The following is a 12,769-nucleotide window of genomic DNA, read 5'->3' as shown; positions in this document are numbered from 1 at the left end:
TTGGCTATCAAAATGCCGGCCGCGTCAGCCCTTCCGCCTCGTCCAGAAGCGCTTGCAGAACGGGGGTATAGGGCTCCTGATGCGGCGCGATCAGCCCGACGCCCGGCGCCGCGCCCTCGCTCTTGAGCGGCACCACCGCCAGCGGCTTGCCCTCGCAGAGAAACCGCGCGAGATCGTCGGGCAGGATGGTGACCCAGTCGCCGTGCAGGACATTGGCCACAAGCACCACCGTCGAGTTCGATTCGATCAGCGCCGCCGGGCCGATCCCGGCCTCCATGAAATGTCGGTTGATGATGCGGCGGTTCTGCATGTCCGGCGTCAGCAGGCAGAGCCGCGCCTCGCCGAGCGCCTTCCAGCCGATCGGGCCGCCTTGCGCAAAGGGATGATCGGGGCGGCAGACCAGCGTGTAGCTCTCGGCATAGAGCGGGCGGGTGGTCACCCGGCCCAAGGGCTCGTTGTCGAGATAGGTGATGCCGACGTCGATCTCGAGATCGTCGAGCAGCGACAGGATCTCGGCGGAGGCGCGCGACAGCACGGTGAAGCTGACATTCGGATGCCGCGCGGTGAATCCGGTGACCAGCCGCGAGGCCCATGTCAGCGCCGTGGGGATCACCGCCAGCCGCAGGTGGCCGGCAAGGCCCTCGCGCGAGGCGCGCATCTCGTCGCGCAGCCGCCGCGTGTCGCCGACGATCTGCCGGGCCCGGATCAGCGCCCGCTGGCCTTCGGGCGTCAGCCCGCCGAAGCGCGAGCCGCGGCTCACCAGCTTCACGCCGAGCTGTTCCTCGAGTTGGCGGATGCCGGTGGAGAGCGAGGGCTGGGTGATGCCGAGGCTTTCGGCGGCGCGGCCGAAATGCTGCTCGCGCGCGAGGGCGATGAGCATCTCGAGTTTTGCGATCATGTTTGTCTATCGAAAAGGCGCATGGCGATACCTTGCAGCAAATGGATGTGGCCGGCAATCACGGCATGGTGTGGTTCGTCAAGCGAAACAATCTCCAAATCCGGGTGCTGCAAGGGGCGATTTTTGTGCGCAAATATTGAATAGTGGGAAAGAATACATACTAAACATACGACAATAAACGCGAACGCACCCCGTCATCGGCCCGCAGAGGCCCCGGCGGAGAAGACGAAGGAACAGGGATGGTTTCAGGCAGCGGACTTTTGGCCGTCATGGTATTGTTGCCCTTCATCGGCGCCTTGGTGCCGGGGCTGATGATCCGTGCGGGGCGCGACGCATGCGCCACGTTCACCGCCGTTCCAACCCTGTTGGCGCTGGTCTTCCTCGGGGTGCTTGCGCCCGAGGTGATGCAGGGCGGCACCGTGACCGCCCGCATCGAGTGGCTTCCGATGCTCGGGCTGAACGCGAATTTCTTCCTCGACGGGCTGGGGCTGCTGTTTGCCGGGATGATCCTCGGCATGGGCCTGCTGATCACGCTCTACGCCCGGTTCTACCTCTCGGGCGACGATCCGATGGGCCAGTTCTATACCTACCTGCTGCTGTTCCAGGGCGCGATGCTCGGCATCTCGGTCTCGGATAACATCCTGATGCTACTGGTGTTCTGGGAGCTGACCTCGCTGTCCTCCTTCCTGCTGATCGGCTACTGGAAGCACCTGCCCGAGGGCCGGCAGGGTGCCCGCATGGCGCTGACGGTGACCGGCGCGGGCGGCCTCGCGATGATCGCGGGCATGCTGATCCTCGGCAATATCGTCGGCAGCTATGACCTCTCGGTGATCCTGCAGCACGGCGACGAGATCCGCGCCTCGGAATATTACCTGCCGGCGCTGATCCTGATCCTGCTCGGCGCCTTCACCAAGTCGGCGCAGTTCCCGTTCCACTTCTGGCTGCCGCACGCGATGGCGGCGCCGACGCCGGTCTCGGCCTACCTGCACTCGGCGACGATGGTGAAGGCGGGCGTGTTCCTGATGGCGCGCATGTGGCCCGCGCTCGCGGGCACCGATGCGTGGTTCTACATCGTCTCGACCGTCGGCCTCGTCACCATGGTGCTCGGGGCGCTGATCGCGCTCTTCAAGGACGATCTCAAGGCGCTGCTGGCCTTCTCGACGGTGAGCCATCTCGGCCTGCTGACCATGCTGCTGGGCTTCGGCACGCCGATGGCGGCGACGGTGGCAGTGTTCCACATCCTCAACCACCTGACCTTCAAGGCGGCGCTGTTCATGAGCGCGGGCATCGTCGATCACGAGGCCCATACCCGCGACATCAAGCGCCTCGGCGGGCTCGCCAGCCTGATGCCGGCCACCGCGCTGATCGCCGTGGTGGCGGCGCTGTCGATGGCGGGCATTCCGCCGCTCAACGGCTTCATGTCGAAGGAGCTGATGCTGGAAGAGGCGGCGCATACGAACTGGTGGGGCGGCGAGTGGCCGATCATCATCCTTGCCACCACCGGCGCGCTGCTCTCGGTGGCCTATTCGTTCCGCTTCATCGGCCACACTTTCTTTGGCCCGGTGCGCGATGACTACCCGCATCACCCGCACGACCCGCCCACCGGCATGCTGCTGGCCCCGGCCTTCCTCTCGGCGATGGTGGTGCTGATCGGCCTCTTCCCGATGGTCTTTGCCGGCCCCATCGTCGACGTCGCGAGCGCGGCTGTGACCGGGGGCAGGGCGGAGCACGTGCATCTCAAGCTCTGGCACGGCGTGACCCCGGCGCTGTTCATGTCGATCATCGCGGTGGCCGGCGGGGCCTTCCTGCTCTGGCTGCACCGCCCGCTCGACCGCGCCTGGCAGCGCACGCCGCGCCCCGAGGCCAAGGCAATGTTCGACAGCGTCGTTGCGCGCACCGTGCTGGGCGCGCGCTGGCTGATCGAGAGCACGCATAACGGCGCCATCTCGCGCTACCTGGCGATCTTCGTGGTGGCGACGGTGCTGCTGGGCTTCGCTGCCTTCCAGGGTGGCGGCACGCCGGAGCCGACGCGCGAGATGCTCCCTGTCCCGCCGCTGGTCGGCGTGGGCTTCGTGCTGACCATGCTGGCGACGCTGGCCACGGTCTTTGCCCACCGCAACCGCTTCCGCACCCTGATCCTTGTCAGCGTCGTGGGCCTCATGGTCTCGGCGGGCTTCGTCTATCTCTCGGCGCCCGACCTGGCGCTGACACAGATCTCGGTCGACACCGTGACGGTCATGCTGATGCTGCTGGCGCTGCACTTCCTGCCCAAGTACACGCCGCTTGAGAGCCCGCTCTCCATGCGCATCCGCGACGGCGTGATCGCGGTCATTGCCGGGGCCGCGGTGGCCTCGCTGGCCTACAGCTTCCTGCTCACCGACATCAGCCCGATCTCGGATTACCACCTCGCCAACTCCTACAAGGGCGGCGGCGGCACCAACGTGGTCAACGTCATCCTCGTCGACTTCCGGGGCTATGACACCTACGGCGAGATCGTCGTGCTCGGCATCGCCGGCCTGACGCTCTACGCGCTGATGGAGGCGCTGCTCAACGGGCCGGCCTCGCGCCGCCTGCGCAACTGGACCTTCCCGCCCGACCGCTCGCGCGACCGGCACCCGCTGATGATGGTGGTGGCGACCCGCGTGATGATGCCGATCGCGGCGCTGGTCGGCGTCTACATCTTCCTGCGCGGCCACAACCTGCCCGGCGGCGGCTTCGTCTCGGGGCTGGTGATCTCGATCGCGCTGCTGATGCAATACATGGCCTCTGGCTTCGCCTGGACCCAGGAGCGCAAGCGCTTCGAGTATCACGCGATGATCGGCTGGGGTGTCATCATCGCCGGGCTGACCGGCGCCGGCGCCTGGCTTGCCGGGGCGCCGTTCCTGACCAGCGCCTTCGGCTATTTCACCATTCCGCCCTTCGAGGAGTTCGAGCTGGCCACCGCCATGCTGTTTGATCTCGGCGTGTTCCTGACGGTGCTCGGGGCGGTGATGCTGATGCTCTACAGCCTGTCACGGATGGCGCGCTATGCCGGCGAGACGGTGAACCTGGAGCCGATGGACTACGACCCCTCGCGGCGCGTCGACGCTGCGATCGAGGCCGACAAGAAGGACGAGGCATAACATGGAACTTGTCGTGGCAACCACGATTGGCGGCCTGACCGCCGCCGGGGTCTACCTGATCCTGCGGCTGCGGGCCTTCCCCGTCATCCTCGGGCTGACGCTGCTGACCTATGCGGTCAACGTCTTCGTCTTCGCCACCGGCCGTCTGGCCGTGGGCGTGCCGCCGGTACTGAACGATGCCGCCTCCGCCTATACCGATCCGCTGCCGCAGGCGCTGGTGCTGACGGCGATCGTGATCTCATTCGGCATGACCGCCGTGCTGGTGCTGATCGCGCTCGGCGCGGCGCTGGAGACCGGCGACGACAAGGTCGACCTGACCGAGACGCCGCGCGGGGAGGGTGACACGTGAATCACTGGATCATCGCCCCCGTGGTGCTGCCGGCGCTGCTGGCGCCGGTCATTGCCTTCGTCATGCGCCACGACATCACCCTGCAGCGCGCCGCCTCGCTGGCGGGCGCGGTGATGCTGACCGCCATCGCCGCCGGGCTCTTCATGCTGTCGGCCGATGGCAGCGTGCATGTCTACCGCCTCGGCGCCTGGCCTGCGCCTTTCGGCATCGTTCTGGTGCTCGACCGGCTCTCGGCGCTGCTCATCCTGCTGACCTCGGTGCTGGGGCTGATCGTGCTGATGCATTCCGCTGCCAGCGGCTGGGACACGCGGGGGCGGCATTTCCATGCGCTGATGCAGTTCCAGCTGATGGGCATCTGCGGCGCCTTCCTGACCGGCGACGCCTTCAACCTCTTCGTGCTCTTCGAGATCCTGCTGATCGCGTCCTACGGTTTGGCGATCCACAGCGGCGGCAAGGCGCGGCTGAAATCGGGCCTGCAATACGTGATCATGAACCTCGCCGGCTCGAGCCTGTTCCTGATCGCGCTCGGCACACTCTATGCCACCACCGGCACGCTCAACATCGCCGACCTGTCGGTGAAGGTGCGCGAGATCCCGGTCGAGGAGGCGGCGCTGGTGCGCGTTGCGGCGATGCTGCTGATGATCGTCTTCGCGGTGAAGGCGGCGATGTTCCCGGTGCAGTTCTGGCTGCCGGGCACCTATGCCAACGCGCCCGCCCCAGTGGCGGCGCTGTTCGCGATCATGACCAAGGTCGGCGCCTATGCCATCCTGCGGATGCACACGGTGGTCTTCGGCCCCGACGCCGCCGCCATCGGCACGCTGTCGCAGGACTGGCTGCTGCCGGCGGCCCTGATCACCGTGGCCATCGGCGGCTTCGGCGTGCTGGGCTCGCGGCGGCTGATGCCGCTGATCGCCTTCGCGGTGCTGGGCTCGACCGGCACGCTGATGCTGGCGGTCTCGGCCTTCACGCCCTACGCGGCGACGGCGGCGCTCTACTACCTGCTGCACTCGACCATGGCGACCGCGGCGCTGTTCCTCGTGGCCGACCTGCTGCTGAGCCGGCGCCAAAGCGGCGACCTGCTCAAGGCGGCGCCCGCGACGGTGCAGAACGGCTTCCTCGCGGCGCTTTTCTTCGCCGCGGCCATCGGTATCGCCGGCATGCCGCCGCTGAGCGGCTTCCTCGGCAAGCTGCTGGTTCTCGATGCGCTGCGGGTCTCCGATTACACCTGGCTGGTCTGGACGGTGGTGCTGGTGGGCTCGCTGCTGACCATCGTGGGCTTCGCCCGCGCCGGCAGCCTGCTGTTCTGGAAATCCACCTCCGCCGAGTTCGTGGCGCCCGTGCTCGCGCCGGAGGACGACGAGGCGCAACCGCCGGCCAACACCATCGGCCCGATGCTGGCCGCGCCGAGCCTGCTGGCGCTGGCCTCGCTCGCCGGACTCACCATCTTCGCCGGTCCGGTCGCGCGCCACATGGAGGCCACCGCCGCGCAGCTCTTCGATCCCAGCGCCTATGTCACCGCGGTGCTGGTCGACCAGGAGGGCACCAAGGATCCCTCGTCGAAGAAATCCTACGACGACGAGACCGAGGGGGCGGCCTATGGTGAGGCTGGCGCAGAGGATGGCGCCGGTGACGACACAGAGCCCGGCACCGCATCCGAGGAGGGCCACTGACCATGCTGCGACGCGTCTTTCCGCACCCGATCCTGTCGCTGACGCTGGTGATCGTCTGGCTGATGCTGGTCAACAAGGTCACGCTGGGCAACCTGTTTCTCGGCGTGCTGTTTGGCGTCGTCATCCCGGTGATGACCGCGCCCTACTGGCCCAACCGCCCGAAGCTGCGCGCGCCGCTGATGGCCGTCGAATACGCGCTCGTGGTGCTCTGGGACATCATCGTCGCCAATTTTGAGGTCGCCGCGATCGTGCTCTTCAAGCGCAACGACCGGATCCGCTCGCAATGGGTCGTGGTGCCGCTCGAGCTGCGCTCGCCCGAGGCGATCACTGTGCTCGCGGGCACCATCACCATGACGCCGGGCACCGTCTCGGCGACGCTGGCCGCCGATGGCGGCAGCCTGCTGGTGCACGCGCTGCACACCGATGACCCGGATGCCGTTCGGGACGAGATCAAGACGCGCTACGAGCGCCGCCTGATGGAGATCTTCCGATGATCGTCACCTATGCCCTGATCTTCGCCTTCGCCTGTTTCGGCTTCGGCCTGCTCTCGACCATGTGGCGCATGCTGATCGGGCCGACCCAGGCCGACCGCATCCTCGCGCTCGACACCATGGTGATCAACTTCATCGCGCTGATCGTGCTCTACGGCATCTGGCAGGGCACCGCGCTCTACTTCGAAGCCTCGATGCTGATCGCGATGGTCGGCTTCGTCTCAACCGTCGCCCTGTGCCGCTTCGTGCTGCGCGGCGACATCATCGAGTGAGGAGGACCCGATGGACCAAGACCTGTCCCTGCTGGCCGAGCTTCTGGTGGCCTTTTTCCTCGTCATCGGCGGGTTCTTCGCGCTGGTGGGCTCGATCGGCCTGATCCGGCTGCAGAACACCCTGCAGCGCCTTCACGCCCCCACCAAGGCCACCACCGTCGGCGTCGGCGGTGCGCTGATCGGCTCGATGCTCTATTTCCTGCTGATCGAGAACCAGCTCTCGTTCCACGAGCTGCTGATCACGCTGTTCTTGTTCCTGACCGCGCCGATCACCGCGAATTTCATCGCCAAGACCTACATGCAGGACAAGGTGCGCCGGAAGGATCTGCCGGAATCGGGCCGCGACTATGGCTGGGCGCTCTACGATCACCCGCCGGAAATGACGGAAGAGGGCAAGTGAGCCCAGCCCCGGGCCTCCGCGCCCGGGCCACGAGGCTCAGGCCTCGCTTTCTTCGAGCAGCTCGCGCGGGATGACGAATGCCGCGGCACGCCCGGTGGCGGGCTGGAGCTGCGCCCAGTCGTCGATCTCGAACTCCGCCACCAGCGTGGCGCCGGTGGGGTAATCGGCGAAGCGGGGATGGCGTGGCGGCTCGGCCATCAGCTCGTCGGCGAACTCTGCGATGCCGGGATTGTGGCCGACCATGATCACCGTATCGCCCTCGGCCTCGTTCAGGCATTTGAGCATCGCCACCGGGCCGGCGTGATAGAGCCTGTCCTCGTGGCGCGTGGTGGCGTGCACATCGAGCAGGTCGAGCGTTTCGCGGGTGCGGGTGGCGCTCGAGCAGAGCGCCTGGTCCGGCACAAGACCCTGCGCACGCAGCCAGTCTCCCAGCGCCTTGGCGCTCTTGCGGCCGCGCTTGTTCAGCGGACGCTGGTGATCCGCCCCGCCGGACGACCAGTCGGACTTGGCGTGCCGCATGAGGATCAGTCGTTTCATGCGCTCTCTCCCTTGCTGTCGTCCCAGTTTCCCATGAAGGCGGCCATGTGAAAAGCTGCCTGTTGGTCGCGCCTTCGAAGGGGGTGAGACAGCGGGCAGGCGAGTCGGGCGCGGCAGCCCCGTTCGCGACAGCTCCGGCCTTCCACGCTGCGCAGGAAGCGCTGGCAGGCGGGGACATCGTAAGTCGCGCCGGCGCTCAGCGCGCCGACCGGGCAGGCGGTGGTGCAGGGGCGCGCGGTGCAGGTTTCGCAGGGGGAGGCCTGGCCTGCTGGAAGGGCGAGGCGGTCGGGAAGGGCGATGGCGCCGCGGTAGCTGATCATCAGCCCGACCTCGACGTGCGTGTAGAGCCCGATGGGGGAGGGGAAGGCCTCTCCCGTGCGTTCGGCCCAGTGCAGGAAGGGCGGCCAGGGCGGTCCGTCCGAGGGCAGGATGGCGGCGCCACCGAAGCGCTGCGCCAGCCCGCCCAGCACCCGCTCCGACCAGCGGTCGAGCGGGTCCGGAAGGCCGTCCTGGTATTCGGGAGAGCTTTCGAACCGTGTCCAGATGCCCGGCTCGTCGGGCCCGAGCAGCACCAGCGTGCCCGTGCCTTCGGGGGCGCGATCACCGGGATCGGGATGAAATGCCCCGCGCAGGGCGAGGCCGCAGGCGCGGGCCGTCCCGGAGAGCGCCGCGAGGCTCACTCGCGCTCGCGCACCGGCGGAAGGTCGGCGGAGCGGATCAGCGAGCCGGCGCCGTGCTCGGTAAAGAGCTCGAGCAGGCAGGCATTGGGCACGCGGCCGTCAAGGATCACCACCGCGCGCACGCCCTCCTCAATCGCCTTCAGCGCAGTCTCGGTCTTGGGGATCATGCCGCCGGCGATGGTGCCATCGGCGGTCATCGCGCGCACGTCCTCGGGGGTCATGGCGGTCACCACCTCGCCGCTGGCGTTCTTGACGCCCGAGACATCGGTGAGCAGCAGCAGCCGGTCGGCCTTGAGCGCGCCGGCAATTGCGCCGGCGGCGGTGTCGCCATTGACGTTGTAGGTTTCGGTGACCTCGGTACCGGTGGCCACGGGAGCGACGACCGGAATGATGCCGGCGTCGAAGAGATCGCGCAGCACCTGCACGTTCATCTCGATCGGGCGGCCGACGAAGCCCAGCTCGGGATCGTCGGGCTCGCAGACGATGAGATCGTCATCCTTGCCCGAGAGGCCGACCGCGCGTCCGCCCTCGTCCATGATGGCCTGCACGATGCGCTTGTTCACCAGCCCGGTGAGCACCATCTCGACGACCTCGACGGTGGCCTTGTCGGTGACCCGCTTGCCGCGCACGAAATGGCTCTCGATGTTGAGCCGCTTGAGCATGTCGTTGATCATCGGACCACCGCCATGCACGACGACCGGGTTCACGCCCACCTGGCGCATCAGCACGATATCCCGGGCGAACTCGGCCATGGCCTCGTCGTCGCCCATGGCATTGCCGCCGAACTTCACCACCACCACGGCGCCGGTATAGCGCTGCATGTAGGGGAGGGCTTCGTTGAGCGTGCGGGCTGTGGCGATCCAGTCTCGGTTCATCTTTTGCTGCTTCATGTCTAGAAGGCATCCTTCCGATGCGGTCGATTTGCCTTCCTGTGTCCGGGATGACCGCGCGGGACGCAAGATTTTTCGTACGAAAAATCTCTCCGCGCGGCGGGTGGGCGAAACCTCTTCGCGGAAGAGGTTTCTCAGTCGAGCCCTGCGATGATGGCGCGCAGAAGGGCGATGCCGTCGCCTTTCTCGGAACTGGTCAGCACCAGCTCGGGGAACGCCGCCGGGTGCTTGGCGAGCTTCTCGCGCACCTGCGCCAGAACCTTCTCGCGGTCCTTCTCCTTGACCTTGTCGGCCTTGGTCAGCACCGCCTGGAAGGTCACCGCCGAACGGTCGAGCAGGGTCATGATCTCCTCGTCGACCGCCTTCACGCCATGGCGCGCGTCGATCAGCACGAAGGCCCGTCGCAGCGAGACCCGGCCCGAGAGATATTGCTTGAGCAGGCGCTGCCATTTCTCGACCACCGAGACCGGTGCGTTGGCGAAGCCGTAGCCCGGCAGGTCGACGAGGTAGCGCTCGTCTCCCAGCGTGAAGAAGTTGATCTCCTGGGTGCGGCCCGGCGTGTTCGACGCCCGTGCCAGCCCCTTGCGGCCGGTGAGCGCGTTGATCAGGCTCGATTTGCCGACATTGGACCGGCCCGCGAAGCAGACCTCGACGCGGTCATCGGGCGGCAGACCGTCCATGGCGACCACGCCCTTGAGGAAATCGACCTCGCCGGCAAAGAGCTTGCGCGCCGCCTCAAGGGCGTCGTCATCGGGCTCTTCGGCGAGCGGGAAGGGGAGCGATGTCATATCGGGGTAACCTCGTTGCCTGTGGCGATCATGCCGCCCTTCGTGACCCGCGCATAGACCCCGAAATCGCGGTGGCCCCAGCCGGTATGCAGCGCCCGCACCGGCTCGGCATCGCGGGTGCCGGTCTCCGGGCTGGCCTCGGTGGCGCGGCAGCGCTCGATCCGCTCGGTGATTTCGAACTCAATATCGCCGATGCGCAGGCGCTGGCCGATCCAGTCGAACTCGGCCCAGGGGGCGAGCCCGTCGAGGATCAGGTTGCCGCGGAAGCGTTCGATCTGCAGCGCCCGGCCCATGCGCTCCTCGAGGGCGCGCAGGCTGGCAAGGCTGAGGATCGAGAGCTCGGCGCGGCCATTGTCGGCCATACCCTGCGGCGGGGCGGGGACGAGCAGGCGCGGCGCAGGGGCGGTGTCGGGCCAGAGCGGGCGCACCCAACTGGTCAGCGCCGGTCCGTCGCTGCCGGGGGCGATGGCGATATCGGGGCGGTCGGGATGGGAGAGCGCGATGCGGCCGTCGGTCTCGGTGCGGGCGCGGACCTGGGCCAGCGCCGGCCCGTTGGCGACCACGACGAAGTTCTTGCGTGGCAGCCAGCCGAGCTCTTCCGGGGCATGCACGTGCTGAAGCGCCCATGCCCGGTCTCCGGGCATGGGCGCATCCTTATCCAGGATCGCCGTCTCAAGGGGCTCAATGCCGATCCCCTTGATCGGGTAGCGCGCGATCTGGGCGAGCCTTGCGGTCATTTGCCCTTGGCGTCGCCGTCAGCCTTGGCCTTGCGCTTGAAGCCCGACTTGATGTTGCCGAAGACGTCGGGCTTGTAGCCCTGGCTGCGCATGATCAGGTACTGCTGGGTGAAGGTGATCGTGTTGTTGGTGATCCAGTAGACCACGAGCCCGCTGGCGAAGCCGCCGAGCATGAACATGAACACCCAGGGCATCCAGGCGAAGATCATCTTCTGGGTCGGGTCGGCGGGCGCCGGGTTCAGCTTCTGCTGCAGCCACATCGAGATGCCGAGCAGCAGCGGCAGGATGCCGATGAAGATCAGCGCCAGCGTGGTGCCCGGCTCGGGTGCCGCCCAGGGCAGCAGGCCGAACAGGTTGAACAGCGAGGTCGGGTCCGGGGTCGAGAGATCCTGGAACGGGCCGAACCAGGCCGCGTGACGCAGCTCGAAGGCCACGAAGATCACCTTGTAGAGCGAGAAGAAGATCGGGATCTGCAGCAGGATCGGCAGACAGCCCGAGGCCGGGTTGACCTTTTCCTTCTTGTAGAGCGCCATCATCTCCTGCTGGAGCTTCTGGCGGTCGTCGCCGGCCTTCTCCTTGAGCTTCTCCATCTCCGGCTGAAGCTCCTTCATCTTCGCCATCGAGACATAGGATTTGAAGGCCAGCGGGAACAGGATCGCCTTGATGATCAGGGTCAGGCCGATGATCGACCAGCCCATGTTGCCGATCAGCAGGTGCAGCTGGTGCAGCATCCAGAAGATCGGCTTGGTGAGGAAGAAGAACCAGCCCCAGTCGATCGAGTCGATGAAGCGCACGACGCCGGCATCCTCGTAATCGCGGATGGTCTCGTATTCCTTGGCACCGGCGAAGAGCTGGGTGGTGACCTCCTGGGTCTCGCCCGGGGCGAGGGTCATGGTCGGCAGCACCGCCTCGGTCTGGTAGATGTCGCGGCGCTCGTCATACTTCGCGGCCTGCTTGAACGGCGCGCCCTGCTGCGGGATGAGGGTGGTCATCCAGTAGTGGTCGGTGAAGCCGATCCAGCCGTTCTCAGTCACCTGTGTGACCTCGGCGCGGGCGCCCTCGTTCTGGTTGATGTCCATGTCGGGCATGTCGGAATAGCCGATTTCCGTCAGCTTGCCGTCGGCGATCGCAACGACACCCTCGTGCAGGACGAAGAAGTTCTTCTGGTCGGCCGGCTCGCCATGGCGGGCGATGATGCCGTAGGGTGCGGCGGAAACGGTGCCCTCGCTCGCGTTCTCGACCGACTGGGTGACCGAGAACATGAAATCCTCATCGACCGCGATGGTGCGGCGGAAGATCAGGCCCGCCGGGCTTTCCCAGCGCAGGGTGACCGGGCTGTCGGTGCCCAGCGTCTCGCCGGATTCGATCTGCCAGGCGGTGTTGGCGCCCGGCACATCCTCGAGGCCGAGGCCCGAGCCCGGGGCCCAGCCATAGAGCGCGTAATAGGGATTGCTGTCACCGACCGGTTCGAGGATCTGCACGTTGGGCGAGCCCTCGTCGAGGGTGACGGTGTAGTCCTTCAGGATCAGCTCGTCGATGCGACCGCCGGTCAGCGAGATCGAGCCGCCGAGGCGCGCGGTGTCGATCGCGAGGCGCGGGGCATCGACGGTCTCGGCCTGCGCGGGCGCCGCGGCGGTGTCGCTGCCGCCGGTGGTGGCCGAGGGCGCGGCGGCCGGGGTCGAGGCGGTGTCGCCCTCGACGGTCTCGACCGCGTTCGGGCCGGCCTGGTCCTGCAGCTGCTCTTCCGGGGGTGGGAAGAGCAGGAACCAGACGAGGATCACCACGAAGCTCAGACCGGTTGCGATGAGCAGGTTCTTGTTCTGATCGTCCATGCGAAGGCGCCGCCCTGTCCTTGGAAAAGTCACCGCCGGGTTCAACAGGCAGGACCCCCAAAGGTCAAGCCGATTCCGGGTCTGAGGCGGGTTTTGTGACCAG

Annotated in this window: 13 protein-coding genes; 6 read left to right on the top strand and 7 right to left on the bottom strand. The window is 67.0% G+C overall.

The genetic code is table 11. The features are described 5' to 3' along the window. Nucleotides 1–7: 7 nt before the first annotated feature. Nucleotides 8–898 (bottom strand): LysR family transcriptional regulator, encoded by an 891-nt coding sequence (locus KUV62_RS02600; RefSeq protein ID WP_222602110.1) that lies wholly within the window; start codon nucleotides 896–898, stop codon nucleotides 8–10. Between the two features lie 239 nt (nucleotides 899–1,137). On the opposite strand from KUV62_RS02600, the gene KUV62_RS02595 reads away from it, so the two are divergent. Genes KUV62_RS02595 through KUV62_RS02570 form a run of 6 tightly spaced genes read left to right on the top strand, consistent with a single transcriptional unit; the run spans nucleotide 1,138 to nucleotide 7,202 of the window. Further along, entirely contained in the window at nucleotides 1,138–4,020 is a 2,883-nt protein-coding gene (locus KUV62_RS02595) for a monovalent cation/H+ antiporter subunit A (RefSeq protein WP_222602109.1), read from the top strand. Nucleotide 4,021: 1 nt separating this feature from the next. Further along, the gene (locus KUV62_RS02590; RefSeq protein ID WP_222602108.1) at nucleotides 4,022–4,369 is read left to right on the top strand and encodes a Na+/H+ antiporter subunit C; all 348 of its coding nucleotides are present in this window, start codon (nucleotides 4,022–4,024) and stop codon (nucleotides 4,367–4,369) included. Further along, nucleotides 4,366–6,039, top strand: a complete 1,674-nt coding sequence (locus KUV62_RS02585; protein WP_222602107.1) for a monovalent cation/H+ antiporter subunit D — start codon at nucleotides 4,366–4,368, stop codon at nucleotides 6,037–6,039. The genes KUV62_RS02590 and KUV62_RS02585 overlap by 4 nt, the downstream gene beginning before the upstream one ends. Before the next feature lie 2 nt (nucleotides 6,040–6,041). Beyond that, nucleotides 6,042–6,533 (top strand): Na+/H+ antiporter subunit E, encoded by a 492-nt coding sequence (locus tag KUV62_RS02580; protein WP_222602106.1) that lies wholly within the window; start codon nucleotides 6,042–6,044, stop codon nucleotides 6,531–6,533. Next, entirely contained in the window at nucleotides 6,533–6,802 is a 270-nt protein-coding gene (locus KUV62_RS02575; protein ID WP_222602367.1) for a K+/H+ antiporter subunit F, read from the top strand. Before KUV62_RS02580 ends, KUV62_RS02575 begins: the two co-directional genes overlap by 1 nt. Before the next feature lie 10 nt (nucleotides 6,803–6,812). Beyond that, entirely contained in the window at nucleotides 6,813–7,202 is a 390-nt protein-coding gene (locus KUV62_RS02570; protein WP_222602105.1) for a Na+/H+ antiporter subunit G, read from the top strand. A 36-nt stretch (nucleotides 7,203–7,238) separates the two neighbouring features. On the opposite strand, the gene KUV62_RS02565 is transcribed toward KUV62_RS02570, so the two are convergent. The 6 genes from KUV62_RS02565 to yidC form a co-directional block, all read right to left on the bottom strand. Further along, a complete protein-coding gene (locus KUV62_RS02565; protein ID WP_222602104.1) occupies nucleotides 7,239–7,739 on the bottom strand; it encodes a SixA phosphatase family protein in 501 nt (166 codons plus the stop codon). Continuing rightward, nucleotides 7,736–8,419 (bottom strand): ferredoxin, encoded by a 684-nt coding sequence (locus tag KUV62_RS02560; RefSeq protein WP_222602103.1) that lies wholly within the window; start codon nucleotides 8,417–8,419, stop codon nucleotides 7,736–7,738. The genes KUV62_RS02565 and KUV62_RS02560 overlap by 4 nt, the downstream gene beginning before the upstream one ends. Next, nucleotides 8,416–9,309 carry an acetylglutamate kinase gene (gene argB / locus KUV62_RS02555; RefSeq protein ID WP_222602102.1) on the bottom strand — a complete coding sequence of 298 codons (894 nt, stop codon included), beginning with the start codon at nucleotides 9,307–9,309 and terminating at the stop codon, nucleotides 8,416–8,418. Before argB ends, KUV62_RS02560 begins: the two co-directional genes overlap by 4 nt. A gap of 134 nt (nucleotides 9,310–9,443) precedes the next feature. Beyond that, nucleotides 9,444–10,097, bottom strand: a complete 654-nt coding sequence (yihA, locus tag KUV62_RS02550) for a ribosome biogenesis GTP-binding protein YihA/YsxC (RefSeq protein ID WP_222602101.1) — start codon at nucleotides 10,095–10,097, stop codon at nucleotides 9,444–9,446. Next, complete coding sequence (locus KUV62_RS02545; RefSeq protein WP_222602100.1) at nucleotides 10,094–10,834, bottom strand: MOSC domain-containing protein; 741 nt, start codon at nucleotides 10,832–10,834, stop codon at nucleotides 10,094–10,096. Before KUV62_RS02545 ends, yihA begins: the two co-directional genes overlap by 4 nt. Beyond that, entirely contained in the window at nucleotides 10,831–12,666 is a 1,836-nt protein-coding gene (gene yidC / locus KUV62_RS02540) for a membrane protein insertase YidC (protein WP_222602099.1), read from the bottom strand. The genes KUV62_RS02545 and yidC overlap by 4 nt, the downstream gene beginning before the upstream one ends. Between the last annotated feature and the right edge of the window lie 103 nt (nucleotides 12,667–12,769).

It is taken from the genome of Salipiger bermudensis (assembly GCF_019801965.1).
Classification (GTDB): domain Bacteria; phylum Pseudomonadota; class Alphaproteobacteria; order Rhodobacterales; family Rhodobacteraceae; genus Salipiger; species Salipiger bermudensis_A.
Note: the sequence above shows the minus strand (reverse complement) of the source record. Positions and strands in the feature narration are given on the sequence as shown.

Excerpts from the sequence above, each read along its gene's own strand:
- KUV62_RS02595 (WP_222602109.1), top strand. The coding sequence starts at position 1,138 with ATGGTTTCAGGCAGCGGACTTTTGGCCGTCATGGTATTGTTGCCCTTC.
- KUV62_RS02600 (WP_222602110.1), bottom strand. The coding sequence starts at position 898 with ATGATCGCAAAACTCGAGATGCTCATCGCCCTCGCGCGCGAGCAGCAT.
- yidC (WP_222602099.1), bottom strand. The coding sequence starts at position 12,666 with ATGGACGATCAGAACAAGAACCTGCTCATCGCAACCGGTCTGAGCTTC.
- argB (WP_222602102.1), bottom strand. The coding sequence starts at position 9,309 with ATGAAGCAGCAAAAGATGAACCGAGACTGGATCGCCACAGCCCGCACG.
- KUV62_RS02580 (WP_222602106.1), top strand. The coding sequence starts at position 6,042 with ATGCTGCGACGCGTCTTTCCGCACCCGATCCTGTCGCTGACGCTGGTG.
- KUV62_RS02565 (WP_222602104.1), bottom strand. The coding sequence starts at position 7,739 with ATGAAACGACTGATCCTCATGCGGCACGCCAAGTCCGACTGGTCGTCC.
- KUV62_RS02545 (WP_222602100.1), bottom strand. The coding sequence starts at position 10,834 with ATGACCGCAAGGCTCGCCCAGATCGCGCGCTACCCGATCAAGGGGATC.
- yihA (WP_222602101.1), bottom strand. The coding sequence starts at position 10,097 with ATGACATCGCTCCCCTTCCCGCTCGCCGAAGAGCCCGATGACGACGCC.
- KUV62_RS02570 (WP_222602105.1), top strand. The coding sequence starts at position 6,813 with ATGGACCAAGACCTGTCCCTGCTGGCCGAGCTTCTGGTGGCCTTTTTC.
- KUV62_RS02590 (WP_222602108.1), top strand. The coding sequence starts at position 4,022 with ATGGAACTTGTCGTGGCAACCACGATTGGCGGCCTGACCGCCGCCGGG.